This window comes from Micromonospora noduli (assembly GCF_003264475.1).
Lineage (GTDB): Bacteria > Actinomycetota > Actinomycetes > Mycobacteriales > Micromonosporaceae > Micromonospora > Micromonospora noduli.
The window spans coordinates 917,363-936,657 of record NZ_PYAC01000001.1 but is presented as its reverse complement, the minus strand read 5'-3'; the positions used below and the strand labels follow the sequence as shown (position 1 = coordinate 936,657).

The 19,295-nt window shown below is 69.2% G+C and carries 17 protein-coding genes; 7 read left to right on the top strand and 10 right to left on the bottom strand.

Going from position 1 to position 19,295, the window contains the following annotated elements:
* Positions 1–24: 24 nt before the first annotated feature.
* The 5 genes from MED15_RS04050 (at position 25) to MED15_RS04030 (ending at position 4,494) form a co-directional block, all read left to right on the top strand.
* Positions 25–1,209, top strand: a complete 1,185-nt coding sequence (locus tag MED15_RS04050) for a glycoside hydrolase family 88 protein (protein WP_112726996.1) — start codon at positions 25–27, stop codon at positions 1,207–1,209.
* Between the two features lie 45 nt (positions 1,210–1,254).
* Positions 1,255–2,079 carry a 5-deoxy-glucuronate isomerase gene (gene iolB, locus MED15_RS04045; RefSeq protein ID WP_181541934.1) on the top strand — a complete coding sequence of 275 codons (825 nt, stop codon included), beginning with the start codon at positions 1,255–1,257 and terminating at the stop codon, positions 2,077–2,079.
* Between the two features lie 134 nt (positions 2,080–2,213).
* Positions 2,214–2,603 carry a GntR family transcriptional regulator gene (locus MED15_RS04040; RefSeq protein ID WP_112583335.1) on the top strand — a complete coding sequence of 130 codons (390 nt, stop codon included), beginning with the start codon at positions 2,214–2,216 and terminating at the stop codon, positions 2,601–2,603.
* Positions 2,600–3,481: an ABC transporter ATP-binding protein gene (locus MED15_RS04035; protein WP_112697498.1), complete on the top strand. Its 882-nt coding sequence runs from the start codon at positions 2,600–2,602 to the stop codon at positions 3,479–3,481. The genes MED15_RS04040 and MED15_RS04035 overlap by 4 nt, the downstream gene beginning before the upstream one ends.
* Positions 3,478–4,494, top strand: a complete 1,017-nt coding sequence (locus MED15_RS04030) for an ABC transporter permease subunit (RefSeq protein WP_112734803.1) — start codon at positions 3,478–3,480, stop codon at positions 4,492–4,494. Before MED15_RS04035 ends, MED15_RS04030 begins: the two co-directional genes overlap by 4 nt.
* An 87-nt stretch (positions 4,495–4,581) precedes the next feature.
* Here MED15_RS04030 and MED15_RS04025 read toward each other — a convergent pair whose 3' ends face one another.
* The 4 genes from MED15_RS04025 to MED15_RS04010 form a co-directional block, all read right to left on the bottom strand.
* Complete coding sequence (locus MED15_RS04025) at positions 4,582–6,357, bottom strand: vWA domain-containing protein (RefSeq protein WP_112726998.1); 1,776 nt, start codon at positions 6,355–6,357, stop codon at positions 4,582–4,584.
* Positions 6,358–6,441: 84 nt separating this feature from the next.
* Complete coding sequence (locus MED15_RS04020; protein WP_167457567.1) at positions 6,442–7,728, bottom strand: serine/threonine-protein kinase; 1,287 nt, start codon at positions 7,726–7,728, stop codon at positions 6,442–6,444.
* A 137-nt stretch (positions 7,729–7,865) separates the two neighbouring features.
* On the bottom strand, positions 7,866–8,441 hold the full coding sequence (locus MED15_RS04015; RefSeq protein ID WP_112727000.1) for a hypothetical protein: 576 nt from the start codon (positions 8,439–8,441) through the stop codon (positions 7,866–7,868).
* An 18-nt stretch (positions 8,442–8,459) separates the two neighbouring features.
* Positions 8,460–9,608, bottom strand: coding sequence for a zinc-dependent alcohol dehydrogenase (locus MED15_RS04010; RefSeq protein WP_112583294.1), 1,149 nt, complete (start codon positions 9,606–9,608; stop codon positions 8,460–8,462).
* 454 nt (positions 9,609–10,062) lie between these two features.
* Between MED15_RS04010 and MED15_RS04005 the strand changes: the two genes are divergently transcribed.
* Positions 10,063–10,878: a SigB/SigF/SigG family RNA polymerase sigma factor gene (locus MED15_RS04005; protein ID WP_112727001.1), complete on the top strand. Its 816-nt coding sequence runs from the start codon at positions 10,063–10,065 to the stop codon at positions 10,876–10,878.
* A 119-nt stretch (positions 10,879–10,997) separates the two neighbouring features.
* Here the strand turns inward: MED15_RS04005 and MED15_RS04000 are convergent, their stop codons facing one another.
* Entirely contained in the window at positions 10,998–11,756 is a 759-nt protein-coding gene (locus tag MED15_RS04000; protein ID WP_112583296.1) for a GAF and ANTAR domain-containing protein, read from the bottom strand.
* Positions 11,757–11,963: 207 nt separating this feature from the next.
* Positions 11,964–13,220, bottom strand: a complete 1,257-nt coding sequence (locus tag MED15_RS03995; RefSeq protein WP_112583297.1) for a PP2C family protein-serine/threonine phosphatase — start codon at positions 13,218–13,220, stop codon at positions 11,964–11,966.
* A 194-nt stretch (positions 13,221–13,414) separates the two neighbouring features.
* On the opposite strand from MED15_RS03995, the gene MED15_RS03990 reads away from it, so the two are divergent.
* Positions 13,415–13,852, top strand: a complete 438-nt coding sequence (locus MED15_RS03990) for an ATP-binding protein (RefSeq protein WP_167457566.1) — start codon at positions 13,415–13,417, stop codon at positions 13,850–13,852.
* A gap of 178 nt (positions 13,853–14,030) precedes the next feature.
* Here MED15_RS03990 and glnA read toward each other — a convergent pair whose 3' ends face one another.
* From glnA to MED15_RS03970, 4 genes are all read right to left on the bottom strand, one after another.
* The gene (glnA, locus tag MED15_RS03985; RefSeq protein WP_112734802.1) at positions 14,031–15,455 is read right to left on the bottom strand and encodes a type I glutamate--ammonia ligase; all 1,425 of its coding nucleotides are present in this window, start codon (positions 15,453–15,455) and stop codon (positions 14,031–14,033) included.
* Positions 15,456–15,645: 190 nt separating this feature from the next.
* Positions 15,646–17,310, bottom strand: a complete 1,665-nt coding sequence (locus MED15_RS03980) for a right-handed parallel beta-helix repeat-containing protein (RefSeq protein ID WP_112734801.1) — start codon at positions 17,308–17,310, stop codon at positions 15,646–15,648.
* Between the two features lie 97 nt (positions 17,311–17,407).
* Positions 17,408–17,770 carry a hypothetical protein gene (locus MED15_RS03975; protein ID WP_181549370.1) on the bottom strand — a complete coding sequence of 121 codons (363 nt, stop codon included), beginning with the start codon at positions 17,768–17,770 and terminating at the stop codon, positions 17,408–17,410.
* Positions 17,771–17,931: 161 nt separating this feature from the next.
* Entirely contained in the window at positions 17,932–19,194 is a 1,263-nt protein-coding gene (locus MED15_RS03970; RefSeq protein ID WP_112727048.1) for a cytochrome P450, read from the bottom strand.
* Positions 19,195–19,295 lie beyond the last annotated feature (101 nt).

Genomic DNA, 19,295 nt, shown 5'->3' with positions numbered 1-19,295 from the left:
GACACACGAGGGAGAACAGCACCCATGACGGCGACCGACGTCCGTCCCAGCTCCGACGCAGAAGCCACGGCGGCCGCTGTGGCAGCCGCGATACGTACCGTCGACGCGAACATCGCCACCTTCGGCGACCGGTACCCCGCGGACACCACCGACGCCGACCGCTACCCGCTCCGGCCACCGAGCGCAGGCCAGCCCGAGGGCGCCAACGTCGGCTGGACCACAAGCTTCTGGCCCGGCATGCTCTGGCTGGCACACGATCTGACCGGCGATGAGCGCCACCTGCGGGCAGCGCTCTCCCACGTGGACAGCTTCGCGGCCCGGGTGACCCACGGCGTCGACCTGGACACCCACGACCTGGGGTTCCTCTACACCCTCGCCTGTGTCACCCCGGCCCGCCGTACCGGTGACCCACAGGCCCGGGACGCGGCTCTCGCCGCCGCCGACCACCTGATGACGCGCGTCCTCGAACCCGCCGGAATCATCCAGGCCTGGGGCGACCTGAACGACCCCCGCCAACGCGGGCGCACGATCATCGACAGCCTCATGAACACGCCGCTGCTCTTCTGGGCCAGCCAGACCACCGGCGACGACCGCTACGCCGCCGCGGCCCGCCGACACACCGCACAGCTGCGCCAGCACATCCTGCGTCCGGACGGCACCACCTTCCACACCTTCTACTGGGACCCGGACAGCGGTGCGCCGCTACGCGGCGAGACCGAGCAGGGTCACTCCGACCACTCCTGCTGGGCGCGTGGGCAGGCATGGGGCATCTACGGGTTCAGTCTCAACCACCGGCACATCGGCGACCCGGCGCTGCTCGCCGCCGCGAGGACCTGCGCCGACCGTTTCCTCGCCCACCTGCCCGACGACCACGTCGCGTACTGGGACCTGGAATTCGGCGACGGCAGCGGCCAGGAGCGGGACAGCTCGGCCGCGGCCATCGCCGCCTGCGGCCTTGTCGAACTGGCAGACGGCCTCACCGACACGGCCAGCGCCGACCGGTACCGGAAAGCAGCCGCCGAGATCCTGCGCTCGCTCATCGGCCACTACTCCACCGACGGCCATCCGGTCTCGAACGCGCTGATCCTGCACGGCGTCTACGACAAGCCCAAGAGCGTCGGCGTCGACGAGGGAACCCTGTGGGGCGACTACTTCTACCTGGAAGCCCTCACCCGCGCCACCATTGCGGGCTGGACCAGCCCCTGGTGACCACCGCGCACCGACCCGCTCCGCCCCGCATTTCGAAAGGTGATCATGGACTACCGCTACCACTGCTCCGTTCCCGCCGCCGACGGCCGGAACACGCTGCCCTTCAATCCCTGCCGGCTGCTGGACTTCACACTGCTGCGGTTGTCGGCCGGCGAGTCCTGGACCGGCGAGTCCGGTGACCGGGAGATCCTGGCCGTCATCCTCGGTGGCACGGCCAGCTTCACCGTCGCCGACAGCCACTTCCCGCAGGTCGGCCAACGTCCGGACGTCTTCTCCGGCAAGCCGCACTCCGTCTACATCCCGGCCGGCTCCGCGGTGACCGTCGAGGCGGTCACCGCCGTGGAGATAGCCCTACCCAGCGCACCCAGCGAGTTGGCCACCGACCCCTATGTCATCGCACCGGAGCAGGTCGTGAGCGGCCGCTGGGGAGCGGCCAACTTCGGCCGTACCTATCACCAGATCCTCACCGAAGTCTCCCAGCCGGACCTGCCCGCCCGCCGGCTCATCGTCGGCGAGACCTACACGCCCTCGGGCAACTGGAGCACCTACCCGCCCCACCGGCACAAGGTCGACGACCTGCCCGCCGAGGCCGCACACGAGGAGATGTACTACTACCGCGTCAACCCGGCGAACGGGTTCGGCATCAGCCGGGTCTACACCGACGACGGGTACGAGGAGAACGTCACCATCCGTGACCACGTGATGCAGATGATGCCCGAGGGGTACCACACAGTGGTCAGCGCACCCGGCTACACCACCTATTTCCTGTGGTTCCTGGCCGGCACCCAACGCACCCAGGGTGCTCGCGAGGACGCCGACCTCGCCTGGGTGGGCCAGACCGTACCCACCCTGCGGGGCCTGGGCCTGTAGTGACATCGGAGGGACCCGGCGCAACGTCGACGGTAGTCGTCCGAGATTCCACGACGCGAGGTGACGTCATTCGCTAGCGAACAGACCTTCGATGGCCCTATTGTGCTAGGCAACTAGTGAAATGGGGTGCCGAGGTGATCGAGTTCCACCTGGACGCACGGTCCGGGGTCGCGCCGTACATGCAGCTCATCCGACAGGTACGGCACGCGCTCCGGCTCGGAGTCCTGAACGAAGGCGACAAGCTGCCCACCGTGAAGGAGGTCGTGGCCCGGGTCGCGATCAACCCGAACACGGTGTCCAAGGCGTACCGCGAGTTGGAGTACGAGGGCCTGGTCACGGCCCGGCCCGGGCTGGGCACGTTCGTCACCCGCACGCTGGTCGGCGACTCGCTGAGCAAGCACGAGCCGCTGCGGCAGGGCCTGGCCCGCTGGCTGACCGAGGCACGGGAGGCCGGCCTGGACGACGAGAGCATCGAGGCACTCTTCCTCAGCAGCTTTCGGGCATTTTCGGAGGCCCGAGGATGACTAGCGCCCTGATCGCGGACGGTCTGACCAAGCGCTACGGACGGCGCTCCGCACTGAATGACTGCACTCTGGACATTCCGGCCGGCCACGTCGTGGGCCTGGTCGGGCCGAACGGCGCCGGTAAGTCCACGCTGCTGCAACTGGCCTGTGGGCTGCTCGATCCGACCGCGGGGCGGATCGAGGTGCTCGGCGCGCGGCCGGTCAGCGGGTCGCCGCAGGTCGGGTTCGTCGCACAGGACACCCCGGTCTACGCCGGCCTGACCGTCGCCGACCACCTGCGGATGGGCGCGCACCTCAACCCGTCCTGGGACGCTGCGCTCGCCAAGCGGCGGATCGCCCAGGTCGGCCTGGACCCGGCACAGAAGGCGGGCAAGCTCTCCGGAGGCCAGCGCGCCCAACTGGCCCTGACCGTCGCCGCGGCGAAGCGCCCCAATCTGCTGCTGCTCGACGAGCCGGTGGCGGCACTCGACCCGCTCGCCCGGCGCAACTTCCTACAGGGGCTGATGGAGCTGACCGCAGAGCAGGGCATGAGCATCGTGATGTCCTCGCACCTGGTCGCCGACCTGGAACGGGTCTGCGACCACCTGATCGTGCTGGTCGCCTCTCGGGTGCGGGTGGCCGGCGATGTGGACGACCTGCTCGCCACCCACCACCGTCTGGTCGGGCGGCGGCGCGACACCGCCGACCTGGGTGCCGGGCGAGCCCTGGTCGAGCAGAGTCACACCGAGGTGCAGTCGACCCTGGTGGTGCGCAGCACCGCGCCGATCGTCGACCCGTCCTGGCAGGTCGACCGGCTGGACCTGGAGGACATCGTGCTGGCGTACATGAGCGGTGCCGCCGGCGACGGGCCGGATCGGGTTCTGGAGGGACAGCGATGATCTGGATGACGTGGCGGCCGTTCCGGACCCCGGCTTTGGCCACCGGCACCCTGTTGCTGGCGCTGCTGGGCGGTCTGGCGCTGACCTGGTCGGAGGTGACGCAGTTGGCCAGAGAGACCGGATACACCGGCTGCCAGGGCGATGCCTGCCGTGCCGCCGGCGAGGCGTTCCTCCAGGCGCTGCAACCGGGTTGGGCCAGTGAGTTCCACATCGCCGCCATCGGCGCCCTGTACCTGCTGCCCGCCCTGGTGGGCATCTTCTGGGGCGCGCCGCTGGTGGCCCGGGAGTTGGAGTCCGGCACGTACCGCATGGTCTTCAGTCAGTCCGTCAGCCGCGGCCGCTGGCTGCTGGTCAAACTGGCGGCCGGCTGCGGTGCCGCCGCGCTCGGTGCCGGCCTGCTCAGCCTGGTGCTTACCGAGTGGGCGCAGCCGATCGACGGGGCCTCGGCGGACCGGATGAACCCGCTGGTGTTCGCGGCCCGGGGGATTGTGCCGATTGGCTACGCGACGCTGGCCTTCGTGGTGGGTGTCGCCACCGGGCTGCTGCTGCGGCGAACTCTCGCCGCGATGGCGGTGACCCTGCTGGTGGTGATCAGCCTGCAGATCGCCGCGCCGTTCGTGGTGCGCCCCTGGCTGGCTCAGCCGGTCACCACGGTCAGCCCCCTACAGTTCGACGGTGATTACGGGATCTCGATGAGCCCCGACACCGGGCGGATGACGGTCCAGGTCCAGCCCGACCGCAGGGGTGACTGGATCGTGTCGAGCACCACGATCACCTCGACCGGAGCGGAGTTCACCGGTCCGGCCGATATGACGCAGTGCGGGCCGAGGGCGTCCGGTGGGCGCGAGGCGTGCCAGAGCTGGCTGGGGAAGCAGAACCTCAGCCTGAAGGTGAGCTACGTGCCGGGCTCGAAGTTCTGGGACCTGCAATGGCGGGAGTTCGGCGCGCTGTTCGCGTTGACCGTCGCGCTGTCCCTGTTCTCCCTCTGGTGGGTCCGCCGCCGACTGGTCTGACGGCAGCGCCGGTGGGGGCAGGCCGAGCGCCTGGCCCCCACCTGTGTGTCGAACCGTAGCTACCCGGCCAGCGGGCTTGGGGGAGTGTCAGAAGCTACTGACCAGCTTCACGAACGCCTCGTCGATCTTGGCAGGGTCGGTGGCGTCGAAGGCCTTGCCCGACGACGCCTTCGCGATCCGGTCCAGCGTGGCGAAGTCCGACTCCCGGTCGAAGGCGATGCAGAAGACCTTCACCGGACGCCGCGGGTCCAGGGCGACCTCGGCGAGCAACCGGGCCAGGTCGTTGTCCTTGCTGTACTCGTTCTTACCGTCGGTCAGCACCACTATCGCGTTGATCCGCTGCGGGTCGTACCGGTCGAGCAGTTCTCGGTGTGCGGCCCGGATCGTCGCGTAGAGCGCGGTGCTGCCCGCGACCTCCAGGCCGGCGATCTTGCTGTTGATCCGCTTCTGATCGAACCCGCCGAGCGGGACCTCCTGCCGATAGGGGCTCTTCGGCTGCTGCTGCGTCTCCGAGGAGAACGACCAGAGCCCCACCCGGTCTTCGGTGTTGAGCAGGGCGAGGCCCTTGCCCGCCGCCGCCGAGGCCACCTGGAAACGGGTACGGGTGCCGACCTTCGCCAGCATGGACCCCGAGGTGTCCAGGGCGATCAGGATGTTCGCCTTCTTGCGGAGCGTGCGCCAGCCGTCCAGCATCGCGCCGACCACCTCCGGGTCTGGCGGCTCGAAGTAGTTCAGGCCGTCGGTGGGCTCGGCGCCGACGCTGGCAAGCAACTCCGCAGAGGCGCGGCGCTCATGGTCCCGGAAGCCGAGGCGGGCGAAGCTCTCCTGCTGGGTGTCCTCGGTCAGGAACTTCTGAAAGTCGGCCGCCGCCGCGCGCTGCCGCTCATCGGCGGAGGGCAGCACGACGAACGGGTGGTCCAGGTTGAACGTGCCCTCCTTGGGATGGACGGCGACCAGCGGGACGTTCGGCCGGCGGCCCCGCTCCTGCCCGTCCTGCCGAGGGCTCAGCGCGCCGGTGTTGTAGAGGTCCACCAGCTCCTCCTGCAGGACGATGGCACTCATGTCGTCCGTGCTGCCCGCCCCGCCGGTCAGGTCCGCCTCGGCGAGGCTGCGCAGCAGGTCGACCGAGTCGTCGCTGTAGTGCGACACGTTGGCCTCAATGCGGCGGACGAACTGGGTGACCGCCGGGTCTGCCAGGTCGGACCGGGTCAGGTCACTGGCCCGTTGCACCGCCGCGTAGTAGGTGGCGATGGTCGCCGCCAGCCCGGAGGTGGACAGGTTCGGGTTGTCCTTGCCGAAGGTGAAGCGGCCCCACTCCGGCTTGCCGAAGCTCGCCCATCCGTCCCGCCCGGACAGGCCCAGGATCTCTCCCCAGCCCAGCGGTCCCTGCTTGCGTACCAGTTCGGCCTTGGGCTGCGGCATTGCGATCACCAGCGGGCTGTTGGCGATCGACGGGTAGTGGTCCGGAGTCTGCAACTCCCGCCCGGCGGCTTCGTCGAGCAGCCGGAGCTGGCCGGTCCACAGACTCGACGTCGGCAGCCAGACCTGTGGTTGCGGCAGGCCGGTGTGGGTCCAGCCGGTGGCCAGCGCCTCGGTGGCCTTGCCCGAGTTCAACGCGCTGACGTGCACCTGGGCGCAGCCACCGCCCTTGATCGACCTGTCGCTGCGGTTGTAAGCCTCGGCCAGGTCGACCAGCAGCGCCGCCTTCTCCGTGGAGGAGTTGACCTGGAGGATGGTGGCGCAGTCTTTGCCCGCTTCGCGCTGCCGGACAAACAAGAACGCCCCGGCGATGACCACCAGCCCGGCGGTGACGGCGGCGGTGTACGGCAACCACTGCCGCGTACGCGTAGCGGGTGGGGCCATCGGGACGTCCTCCTCGGCGGGCGGCTGATGGCAGTCAACCTATCGATGCGCCGCCAGTCGGCGACCTCGACCCCAGCGCGCCGGTCACCCGCGGTCGGACCGTCTCCCGAGGGCCGTCGCGACCAGCAGTCGAACCAGGTAGACCACGACGAAGGCGACCGCACCGACCGCGGCGGCCGGGCCGACAGCGCTCGACGCGACGTAGCCGGCGGCGGCGCCAACCGAACCGAGGAAGAGCGCGGTCGAGATGCCCCAGGCGTCAAAGGCCTCACTACGCAGTGACGCGCCGCCTTCTTCAGCACGAACGCCGGGCTCCGTCGCCGGCAGGTGCGCCGGCTGGGTCTGCACCGGCAGGTGCGCCGGCTGAGCCGGTCGGGCCTGGGTCGGCACCGTCGGCCGGGCCGGAACCTGCGACTGCGTCGCGCCCGGTGGCGGTGTCGTCGGCGTGATCTGGGGGAGCGGTTGGTCCGGCGTCGGCGCGCCCGCGGTCTCGTTGCCGACCTCGAGCAGGCTCTCCCGACGTAGCGGCTCGGTGACCCTGCCGTCCTGCCGAAGCAGCCGCACCAGCACGCGCTCGGCAGTCGGCCGGTCCGCCGGATCCTTGGCCAGGCACTCCCGGATCAGCTCGTCCAGAACGGGAGGCATCGCCGGCAGGTCGGGCGGATCGTGCAGCACCCGGTGCATCACGGCGAAGAGCGAATCGCTGCCGAAAGGTGGTCGACCACCGGCGGCGAAGGCGATAGTGGCCGCCCAGGCGAAGACGTCGCACTGTGGACCGATCGCGTCGTTGCGGAACCGCTCCGGCGCCATGTATGCGGTAGTCCCCATGACCCTGCTGGAAGCCGTCTCGGTGTTGCCCAACGCCCGGGCGATACCGAAGTCGATCACCCGGGGACCGTCCTGGCCCAGCACCACGTTGTCCGGCTTCAGATCGCAGTGCACCACCCCGGCACTGTGGATCGCCGCGAGCGCCGTGACGGTGCCGACCGCGAGCCGGTGCAGGGCGTTACCGGTCACCGGACCACGCTCGCGGACGTGCCGGTGCAGGGTCAGGCCCTCGATGAACTCACTGACCACGTAGGGCCGCTCGCCATCCACCTCCGCGAAGAGCACCTGCGCGGTGCAGAACGGAGCGACCCGGCGGGCGGCGGCGATCTCCTTGACGAACTGCGACCGCGCCCGTGGATCACTCAGATCGACGTTGACCATCTTGACCGCGACCCGGTCACCGGCGTCGTCCTCGCCGAGATAGACAACGCCCTGCCCACCCGCGCCCAACCGCCCGACCAGGCGATACGGGCCGGCGGTGACCGGGTCGTGCGTCCACAGTTTCGCCAACCCTGGCACCGGCGGGCCGGCCAGCTCCGACATCCCGACTCCATCAGCGTCGTGCCCGGCCACCGGCGGCGCAGGACACGGCCATCGTGCCATGTCGGCCGCCGACGACCGAGGACCGTCAACCATGGATCGAGGTAGAAGAGCGCCCACTCGCCGGGGACGTTGCCGACCTAGTTCCTTGTGCGGCCGGCGACTCGGCGGAGGGCCAGATAGGCGACCCCTGCGGCCAACACCCACGGCGCGGCGACGAGGACCGGGTCGAGCGGGTGGTGTACGCGATCGACCCGCTTGCCGCCCAGCCGTGACGGGAGCCCGTGGTGGGTGAATTCGCTCAGGACGCCGGTCTCGGTGATCGGATTGTCAGGATGGCGGGTCAGGAACGAAGCGAAGGTGGCCTCGACCACGTCCACGCGGTCGGCGGCGAGCAGGAGCAGCCAGTGGGCGGCGCGTCCCTCGCTGTACCTGCGGTAGGAGTACCGGCGGATCATCCCGGACAGCCCTCTGGGCGGGCACGAGGTACCGAAGACCGGGGTGAGGAACCTGTGCTCGATCGACCTCTCCCTCGGCCACTTCTCAGGCTGCCGCTCGGGGAACTCCCAGTGCGCACCGTTGAGGGTCGGGTCGAACCGCTCCTGCGGCACCGAGGGTCGGTCCTTCGGATCAAGGTCGACACCCCAGCCGGGGATTCGGGCACGCAACTCGTCGCTGGACTCAGCCAGTTTCGGCTTGTCTGCTGTGTAGGCCATGTCGGGCTCCCGATCGGGTCAGGCGGGGTTCGGAACGATCAGCGGCTTGATGCAGCCGTCGAGCTTGGCGGAGAAGATGTGGTACGCCTCGGCGATGTGCTCCAGCGGAATCCGATGGGTCACGATGTCGCTGGGCTTGAGGTAGCCGTTGCGGATGTGCTCGAACAGGCGCGGCCACTGCCGCTTCACCGGGCACTGGTTCATCCGCAGGGTCAGGCCCTTGTTCAGCGCGTCACCGAACTTGACCGCGCTGAACATCGGCCCGTACGCGCCCATCACCGAGACGTTGCCGCCCTTGCGTACCGAGTCGATCGCCCAGTTGAGGGCGACCGGCGAACCGCCCTGCAACTTCAGCTTCGCGGCGGTGACGTGCTGGAGGAGGTTGCCGTCCGCCTCCGCGCCGACGGCGTCGATGGCCACGTCGGCACCCAGGTGGTCGGTGATCTTTTTCAGGTGTACGACGATGTCGTCGTACTCCCCGAAGTTGTAGGTCTCGGCGTGGGCGAACGACGCCGCCTTCTCCAGCCGGTAATCGAGGTGGTCGATGACGATGACCCGGCCGGCGCCCATCAACCAGGCCGACTTCGCGGCGTACAGGCCCACGGGTCCGGCACCGAAGACCACGACCACGTCACCCTCGACGATGTCGCCGAGCTGCGCGCCGAAGTAACCGGTGGCGAGCGCGTCGGTGAGCAGGACGGCGTCGTCGTCGTCCATCCACTCGGGGATCAGACTCGGGCCGATGTCGGCGAACGGCACCCGGACGTACTCGGCCTGACCGCCGTCGTAGCCGCCGCAGGTGTGTGAGTAGCCGTAGATGCCGCCGACGGCTGTGGCGTTGGGGTTGACGTTGTGGCAGTTGCTGAACAGCCCTCGGGCGCAGAAGAAGCACGACCCGCAGTAGACGTTGAAGGGGACCATGACCCGGTCACCCGGCTGGACGTTCCGCACCGACGGACCCACCTCGTCGACCACGCCGACGAACTCGTGACCGAAGGTCATCCCGACCCGGGTGTCGGGCATCATTCCGTGATAGAGGTGCAGGTCGGACCCGCAGATCGCCGCACGCGTCACCTTGATGATCGCGTCGTTGGGATGCTCGATGGGGGGACGGTCCTTCTCCTCCACCCGCAGGCGGTACGGACCGCGGTAGACCATTGCTCGCATTGACTGCCTCCCGGAGCAGAGGGCTGGCGGATGTGTCGCCCCGGGCCCGTCCGAAGCGCCGCGAATTCGGTACCCGTGTCTTTTGCCGACAAACCGGAGCTTGGTTGAGCGGCGACTCAGCCTGTCGGGGTGGAGCGACACCCACCGCAGCCCGCGTGCCGGCGCTGCGGTTTCGTGTCGGCGCCGGGCGGCCGGCGCGGTTGCGGTCCACTGGCAGAACTTCACCGGCCGTTCTAGGCTCTTGTCTGGGTCAAGCCACGTGCCCGACACGATCCCGAGTCTCGGGAGGTCCGCACGTGACCCGACGAGCCAGCAACCGCAGCGGCCGTGAAGGCCCACCTGATGCCCATTTGATGCAGGTTTGCGGACGGCTGGCGACCCGCCCGGTCTGAGCACGACGCGACCTCCCCACGCGGGGGTCGCGACGACGCCCACACCGGACAGCGGAGGAACCATGACCATCACTTCGACAGGCCGGCCCGCACCGACGAACAGCCTGGCTGACCGCAGCACCACGCCTGAGTCGCCGGCCAGCCACCTTCTCGCCGTGATGGTCGCGCTGCCGGCTGGCCACCCGTCCAGGCCCGCCGCCCGCGCCCGGGCCATCGAGGCATGGCTCCCGCTGGCCCATCACCTCGCCCGGCGTTACAACGGCCGTGGCGAGCCGAACGAGGACCTGACGCAGACGGCGGCACTGGGGCTGATCAACGCGATCGACAGGTTCGACCCGTCGCGTGGGATCGAATTCGTCAGCTTCGCGGTCCCCACCATCGTGGGGGAGATCAAGCGCCACTTCCGTGACCGCACCTGGGACGTCCGCGTTCCCCGGCGGTTGCAGGAGCGGCGGATGGCCATCGGCGAGGCCAACCACAGCCTCACCCAGCTGCTGGGTCGTTCGCCGACCGTCGCGGACATCGCCCGGCATCTGGACCTCACGGAGGAGGAGATCCTCGAAGGGCTGGAAGGCGCCCGCGCCTACAACGCGGTCTCACTGTCCACCCCGTTCGGCGATGGCACCACCTCCAGGGAACTGGGCGACACTCTCGGCGGCGACGACAACGAACTCGCGCTGGCCGAGCTGAGGGTGGCTCTCACGTCGGCGCTGGCGATCCTTGACGACCGGGAGCGGAGGGTCGTCGCACTGCGCTTTCACGGCAACCTGACCCAGCAGGGCATCGCCGAGCAGATCGGGGTGTCACAGATGCACGTCTCCCGGCTGCTGACCCGCGCGCTGGCCAAGCTGAGGGTGCAGCTCACTGCCATCCCTTGAGGGTGACCTGCGGCGGTCGGTGGATCCGGCCGCCGCAGGGCCGGCGGTGCCCTCGCCGTACTACCGGAACGGCAGGGTCGCGCCGATGAGGGTGTGATCTTGGCAGCTGGCCCAGCGCCCTAGGTTCCGGGTATGGGCCTGTCATCGTGGTGTCTGGTGGAGGCCGCGGTCTCGATGAGCGATCTACCGGTCTCGGCCGCCTTGACCCGCAGTATCAGGTAGGCCTCCTCGGCTGTGCTGCGCCGCTGGTGCATGATCATGCCGAGGGCCTGCTGGATCACGGCACGCACGGCGAAGGCCTCGATGAGTCCGCTGATGAGTTCCTCGGTGCCCGGGTCCGACGACGGCGGATCCGAGGCTCCGGTGCGGGTGCGCTCCGGGTCGTACACCGTCCAGACCCGGTCGGTCAGCGGTGCCATCATGTCGGGATCATGGCCGTAGAGGTTGAGCGCGGCGACGGGCACGCCGGCACCGGCGAACAGCGGGATGGACAGCGATGCCCGCAGACCCAGGCCCAGCGCCGCCTCGCGGAACCGAGGCCAGGCCATGGTCGCCGCGATGTCCGGCACGGCGACGGGCACACCGACGTCGAGCGCGTCCAGGCACGGCCCGGTCTGGTCGGCGTACTGGGCACTGTCGACAGCGAGTGCGATCTCGCTGCTCATGGCGACCGTTGTCGGCGCGCCGTCGCGCGTCCGGGTGACCGACGCATAGCTCACCGGGGCCACGAGGTCAGCGGTCAGCTGCACGATCCGCTGCAACAGATCATCGATCAACGAGGCGTCACTCGGGGTTTCGGCGAGACCGACCAGAGCATCCGCGAGCGCGCCGCGTACTTCCCGTCGGGATCCCGGCGGTGAATACGGTGACTTCGGCATCGAGAAAGCTCCTTCGGTAGTCGTTGGTCCAGTGCCCGAGGAGGGCCAACCTACGCATCATCCGAGCAACCGGCTGAGCCCAGTGGTCCGCAGGAATCGCCGGACGCGCTCCTGCCCGCGGAGATCGGGACCCGCCCGTACGACCGTGTCAGTCGAGGGTTCGGTTGCAGGCGTTGACCGATCCGGCAACGGCGCGATTGCCGTCGGTTATCGCAGTACATCCGAATCAGCTGCCCCAGCGGATTGATCCGGTGGTGGTTGGCGGCGGATGACCAGCAGGGCGATGTCGTCGGTAGGGTGCTCCTCCGCGGTGGTGGTCATGATGTGGTCGCACAACGCCTCGGCTGGCCCGGACCGCACGGCGTCGGCGAGGCGCTCGATGCCGGTGTCGATCAGCTCGTTGCGACGTTCGACCAGTCCGTCGGTGTAGAAGACGAGCGCCGCGCCCGGTGGTAGGTCCAGGACGGTGGTGCGGCGACTGGTTGAAGGTCGGCCCACGCCGAGGGGTCGGTCCACCGTCAGGTTGACAGGCTGGGTGGGGTGGCCGGGGACAGCCAGCAGCGGTGGCAGATGGCCTGCGGAGGAGAGGTGCACCTTCGTGCGGTCGGGTGCGATCAGGGCGTAGACGGCGGTGGTGAGAGTGCCCGCCTCGAAGTGGTGGATCTTGCGGTCGAGGGAGGTCAGCGCCGAGGCGGGATCGTCGGAATCGAGCGCGTAGGCGCGTAGCGCGCTGCGGATGCGTCCCATGACGACGGCGGAGGGCAGACCGTGGCCGGAGACATCACCGATGACGGCGCCCAACCAGCCCGAGGGCAACGTGAACACGTCGTACCAGTCGCCGCCGATGCCCAGGTCGTGGCCGGGCACGTACCGGGCGGCCAGGTCCAGGCCGGGGATGTCGGGTAGTCGGCCGGGTAGCAGGCTGTGTTGCAGGGCCAGCGCCGCCTGCCGGTCGAGGACCTGCGCTCGAGCCTGACCTGCGAGGCTGGCACGGTCGGCAACGAGCTGCAACAGCTTCACGTCTTCAGGGCCGAACCGCCGCAGGGCCAGGGAGCCGACGTGCAGCACGCCGACGAGGTTGCCGTTGGCGAGCATGGGCACACCCAGCAGGGCACGTACGCCCGTGGCGAGCAGGACGGGATTGACCACATCGTCGGGCGTGACGTCATGGATCGTGACCGGCGCGCGTGTCGCCGCCACTCGTCCGGCGAAGCCGCGTCCGACCCGGACGCGGAACCCGCGGCGCACTTCCTCCTCCAGGCCCTTGGCCGCTGTCGCGACGAGCTCGCCGGTGTGGTCGTCCAGCAGGAGGATGGTGGCGGTGTCGACCTTGAGCAGGTCCCGGACCCGTTCAAGTAGCTCGTCGAGCAACTCGGCGACGTTCAGCCCCGACAGGGCAGCATCGGTGATCGCCTCGATACGTCGCAGACGTTCCTCGTTCGTCACCACCTCGGCATCAGCCACTCAGGCAGCCTAGACGCCGGCACGCCGCCGACGGCACGTCAGGAGCGAGATCAACAGTGTCGTGCCTCCGACGTGGGGTACCTTCCCATGTCACATTGATGCAATGGTCGACTGGTGCACCCGTTCCGGGAAGCTGTCCAGCCCAATGCCACCGGCAAGGTCACCGGCGTCACGTCCGACAGGGAGGGGAATCAATGGTGAACCCGCCGCTCGACCACCATGCCCCCACCGCCAGGAAACCCCTGCTCTCGACGTCATTCACCCTCGCCGACCTCAATCGCGTCCGACACGAGGTTGAGGCCGTCAGTCGCCGTTGCGGCCTCGACCACGACGAGATCGAGAACTGGGTCATCGCGGTCAACGAGCTGATGATCAACGTGGTTCGGCACGGGGGCGGCAGAGGTGACCTACGCCTGCTCCTGGCCCGCCGGCTCACCTGTGAGGTCAGCGACCAGGGGCGGGGGTTCAACACCGCTCGCTACGTCCCGCCCACGCAGCGGCCGCCCCTGTCCGACACGGGAGGAATGGGCCTGTGGGTGGTCGGGCAGATGGCCGACTACCTCCTCGTCGACAGCGGACCCGCAGGCACCACCATCCGCATCGCGGCGCGAGCCCGCGGCACTCTCGGGTAGCCGTCACCGACGCGGTCCTGGTAACCGAGAAGATCGGCCAGGGAGGTGTGCCCCAGCGAGGGCGACCGTACGGACAGCTGATCGACCTGCGGGCCTGCGGCGGGGGACCCCGCGGAAGAACTGCTCGTAACGGTCTCGTCGGGGCTGGCACGGCGCGGCGACCTGCCGTACGTCGAGGTCAGCAGTCGAAATAGAGGGCGAACTCGTGTGGGGTCGGCCGTAGCGCCATGGGCTCGACCTCGTTGGCGCGCTTCCAGTCGACCCAGGTGGAGATCAGATCCGGGGAGAAGACGCCGCCCGCGAGCAGGTAGTCGTGGTCGTGAGCCAGGGAGTCCAACGCCTGCGCGAAGGAGCCGGGGACCTGCTTGACGTCGCCCCACTCCTCCGGCGGGAGGTCGTAGAGGTCCTTGTCGATCGGCGTCGGCGGTTCGATCTTGCTCTTGATGCCGTCGAGGCCGGCCATCATCATGGCGGAGAAGGCCAGGTAGACGTTGGCCGACGGGTCGGGGACGCGGAACTCGACGCGCTTGGCCTTGGGGTTCGCGCCGGTGACCGGGATGCGGGTGCAGGCCGAGCGGTTGCGCTGGGAGTAGACCAGGTTGACCGGCGCTTCGAAGCCGGGCACCAGACGACGGTAGGAGTTGATCGTGGGGTTGGTGAAGGCCAGCAGCGACGGGGCGTGGTGCAGCAGGCCGCCGATGTACCAGCGGGCCATGTCGGACAGGCCGGCGTAGCCGGTCTCGTCGTAGAACAGTGGTTCGCCGTTGAGCCAGAGGCTCTGGTGGGTGTGCATGCCGGAGCCGTTGTCGCCGAAGAGCGGCTTGGGCATGAACGTGGCGGTTTTGCCGTTGGCCCAGGCCTCGTTCTTCACGATGTACTTGAAGAGCTGGAGCTGGTCGCCGGCGTGCAGCAGGGTGGAGAACCGGTAGTTGATCTCGGACTGGCCGGCGGTGCCGACCTCGTGGTGTGAGCGCTCGACGTTGAAGCCGGTGTCGACGAGGCGACGCACGATCGAGTCACGCAGGTCGGCGTAGTGGTCGACCGGCGGGACGGGGAAGTAGCCGCCCTTGTACGCGGTCTTGTAGCCGCGGTTGCCGCCGGGCTCTTCGCGGCCGGTGTTCCAGGCGCCCTCGATCGAGTCGATGTAGTAGAACGACTGGTGCGCCGAGGTTTCGTGGCGGATCGAGTCGAAGATGTAGAACTCCGCCTCGGCGCCGAAGTAGGCGGTGTCGGCGATGCCGCTCGCGGCGAGGTACGCCTCGGCCTTCTTCGCCACGTTACCCGGGTCGCGGCTGTAGGCCTCGCGGGTGAACGGGTCGTGGATGAAGAAGTTCAGCGCGAGTGTCTTCTGCGCGCGGAACGGGTCGATGAACGCGGTGGCGACATCCGGGAGCAGGAGCATGTCCGACTCGTGGATCGCCTGGAAACCGCGGATCGACGAACCGTCGAACGCGAGGCCGTCGGTGAAGAGGTCGTCGTTGACGGACTCGACCGGCAGATTGAAGTGCTGCATCACGCCGGGCAGGTCACAGAAACGAACGTCGACGAACTTCACGTCCTCGTTCTTGAGGTATCGCAGCAGTTCCTCGGAATTGGCGAACATCAGTCCCCCGGAAGGCGTGATCCGATCATGGCCCGGTGCGGTGGGCGTGCCCGACCCGATCGGCACACCCCGCCTCGACCGTAAACGGCGGCGGCGGCGCGCGCCGCCGTTTGTCCGGCTTGCCGGTTGGCGTCCCGTGAGCGGGAGTCGGCGGCCCGTATTCAGGGTGCCGCCCGGCCCGATCTTCAGATCACTGGTCTCCGTGGTTGCCCTCCCAGTGGCCACCCCCTGGGGGAGTGTCGGTCTGGATGGCGAACCGGTTGCCGTCGAGGTCGTTCTCCACGACACGGCAGTTGACGCAGTCACCCCGATCGGTGATCAGGATTCCGTGGGTCTGGGTGTGGGACCTGGTGTCGCGGATCAGGTTGCCCCGGATCGTGACCGAGTCGGCGACGGCATTGATCATGATGCCGGCCCGGCTGGTGGGAGCGGCCGGCAGTTCGTACGGTGTTCCGGGCGGCGGTGTGTCGGCGCTCCAACTGTTGGCGCTGCCGGGACGGATCGGGGTGAGGGTGAGGGTGGTGGCGTCGTTGGCGGCCACGACGGCGTACCGGTGGCCGACGCGGAGCACCTTGCCGCGGTGGCCGTCGGCAGGCCAGCTCACACGCTGGTCGACCAGGGTGTTCTGGCTGTAGCGGACCGATTCGCCACCGCCTTCGGCGGCCTCGGCGCACTGGCGGCCGTTGTTACGGATCCGATTGTTGATAATGACGGCGTCGGTCAGTGGGCGGTCGAAGCGGATCCCGTCGAGACTGTTGCCCCAGATGTCGTTGCTCTCGATGACGATCTCCTCGGCGGCGGCCTGATCGCCCTCACCGAGGTCCTGGTGGTGGTAGCCGTAGCGGCCGTTACCGGTGATCCGGTTGCCCCGCACCGTGTAGGGGCCGGCGGTGTTACCGATGCTGACTCCGTCACGCAGATTGCCGTCGAGGACGCAGTCGGTGAGCAGGCCGCCCTTGCCCGGGATGCCGGTGGTGCCCTTCGCCGACACCTGGAAGCCAGCCTCGAGGTTTCCGGTCATCGTGCACCCGGTGACGATGAGACCGTCGGCACCCCAGTCCGAGATGCCGAACCGGTTCGCCTCGGCGTGGCAGCCGACGATCCTGATCCCGCGCGGCTGGGGTCGATCGGGGTGCTGCATCTCCAGGAAGATCCCGTTGGTCGCGTTGCCGACCGTGACGCAGTTGGCGATGGTCAGCCTCTCCATCGCCCCCCATCCGCCGATGCCGACACCGATGCCCGCGCCGCCCATCTCCATGCCGTTGTCCATCCGGCCGCACTCGAGCACCCGGACCGCCTGGATCAGGGTGTCCTGGAGGAAGTCGCAGCCGAAGCCGGTGGCGGCGGTGTGGTGGATGAAAAGGTTTCGAAACAGGCCACCGGTCACGTACTGCAACCCGAGCCCCTTGGCCAGCGGGTCGTACGCCGCCTGCGCCACTCCCGACCCGTCGATCTCGAAGTCCGCGAAGGTGCAGTAGGCAAGATGACGGTCCGGACTCGCCCCGTGCAGCTGCGCGGTGTAGAACGCCAGCGGTACCGCCTGGGACCGGTTGCCCTCGTTGCTCAGGACGAACCGGGTGGCGCCGGGCCCCGCGCCCATCAGCGACACCCCGCTGCGCCACACCGTGGCGGCGTCGCGGATGGCGTACACCCCGGGTGGGCAGTAGATCACCCGCGCCCGCCCGTCCGCGGCGAACGCGTCACCCAGTTGATCAACGAGCGCGGCGAGCGCGGGCTGGTCGTTGGTCGTACCGTTGCCGGTCAGGCCATGATCCTGAGCATTGCAGAGCAGCGGGGCCCCGGCCACGGGATACGGACGTACCCCCGGGCTGGCCGGGGTCACCTGGCTCGGCACTGAAATCTCTCCCCTCGTGACCGCCTGTGGGCGACCGGTCCCTCAGCCTCGATGCGGCACCCGATCCTGTCCTCCCGGACGAAGACCGACGCCGGCGTTACTCGAGAGCGTCCTTGACCTTCTTCACGACGTTGGTGAGGCCCTGCTGGTGGGCGCCAGCGGCGTTGCCCGGCTTGCCCGGCCCCTGCGAGCCGTCGTAGGTGACGAACAGCTTCGGGTCCGGTGGTGGCGGCAGCGGAGTGTCGTCGGTCAGTGCGACCGGTTCGGCCAGGCAGTCCAGGTCCGGTCCGCCGATGAGGCTGGGGCCCTGCGCCCACCGGCCTTCGCAGGCGCGACTGTCGGTGCCGAAGCTCCAGAAGGGCGGATTCATGCCGCCGATGACGGCCGCAAGCACCGGATTGGCGGCCACGGGCTTCTCGGGCTTGGCTTGGAACTGCAGATGCTGGTCGTGGCGGAACACAGCGTTCTCCGATCGTGGCCAGCGCCGCCCTGCGCGGTGCTGGCCTTCCTGTTCCCAGCCCGGCGGCCCCCTGGTGCCGCGTCGTGGCCCCACCGGGTCATCGACCGCCACCGCCCTGCGCGCCCGGGATCAACCCCCGCCGGGCTACCAAGATCCGACCGTCAGCCCCACCGCTCGGTCTCGGTCCCGCACAGGTCGGTCACGACGAACCGGCTGCGGGGCAGCGTGGGGATTCGACGCAGCGAGATCGTCAGGTCCTGCTCGGGCACCCTGTAGTCCAGCCGTGCCAACCAGCCGGCGAAGGCCGCGAGCAGGGCCACTGTGACGTCCTCACCCGGGCAGCGGTGCCCGGTGCTCGGATCGGCCCCGCCCTGAGGGATGAGTTCGTACGGATCGGGAGTGCGCCCGACGAATCGCTGTGGGTCGAAGCGGTACGGGTCGGGCCACAGTCCCGGGTCGTGGTTCTGACCGTAGATGTCGAGCAGGACGAGCGCCCCGGCGGGAACGCGCTGGCCCTGCCAGGTCAGGTCGGTCGCCGCCCGGCCACCGACGAACGGGGCGAACGGGTAGAAACGGCGTACCTCGTGGGCGAAAGCGACAGCGTAGCCGGTGTCGCCGGCGCGCAAATGGTCGCGGTGTTCGGGCCAGCGGTGCAGCGCGTGTGCCGTGAACGCCACGAACCAGGACACCGCGACGGTGGGACGGATGATGTTGAGCAGCTCGACCGCGGCGAGCTTGGCGTCCACCAGCTGACCGTCCCGGTGGCGGTGCCCGGCGACCGCTTCCAGTACGGATCCGGCAGGTGCGGTGACCACGCCCGCACGGACCTGCTGGACGAGTTCGGCCAGCCATTCCTCCCGCCGCCCACGGGCGCGCCGTGCCCGCCAGTGTCGCGGGCCGAGCGTGGCGAAGCCGTCGACCAGGGCGGTCAGGTCGCGGGCCACGGGCCCGACAGCGGCATGGTCGAGTGGGATTCCAGCCCAGTCGCAGACGCCCTTGGTGATCGCGTGGCTCGCCTCGTCGAAGAGCACGACCTGCCGCCCGTCACCGCTCGTCGCGATCGCCTCGTTCCAGGCCGCGCCCACCTGGTCGACCAGTGCGGCAACCCGCCTCGGATCGGTGAGCAGGGACAGGAACATCGCCTTGCGGTGACGATGGTCCGCACCGTCGAGGGTGTGCACAGCCCGGTGACCGAACAACGTTCCCTGTACCGGTTCCGGGATGGCCGCACGCCGGCACACGTGCCGTTCGTCGTAGAAGAACCGCACCGCTTCGGGCCCACGGAGCGCCAGTGCGCGTTGACCCAGCACCCGGATCTGCACACTGGATGCGCCTCCACGTCTCAACAGCCCGGGCAGCCAGGCGTAGCCGTTGAGCAGCGCCCCGAGGGCGTCGTCCAGGTGTGGTCCGCGTTGGTCGGTCATGAGCGGGCAGTGCCCACAACGCCCGGCGCGAAACCCGCTCGACCGAGCCGAAGCGACAGTGTGAGCAGCAACCTGGAGGTCGGCGGCGGCGAGTTCCGGGC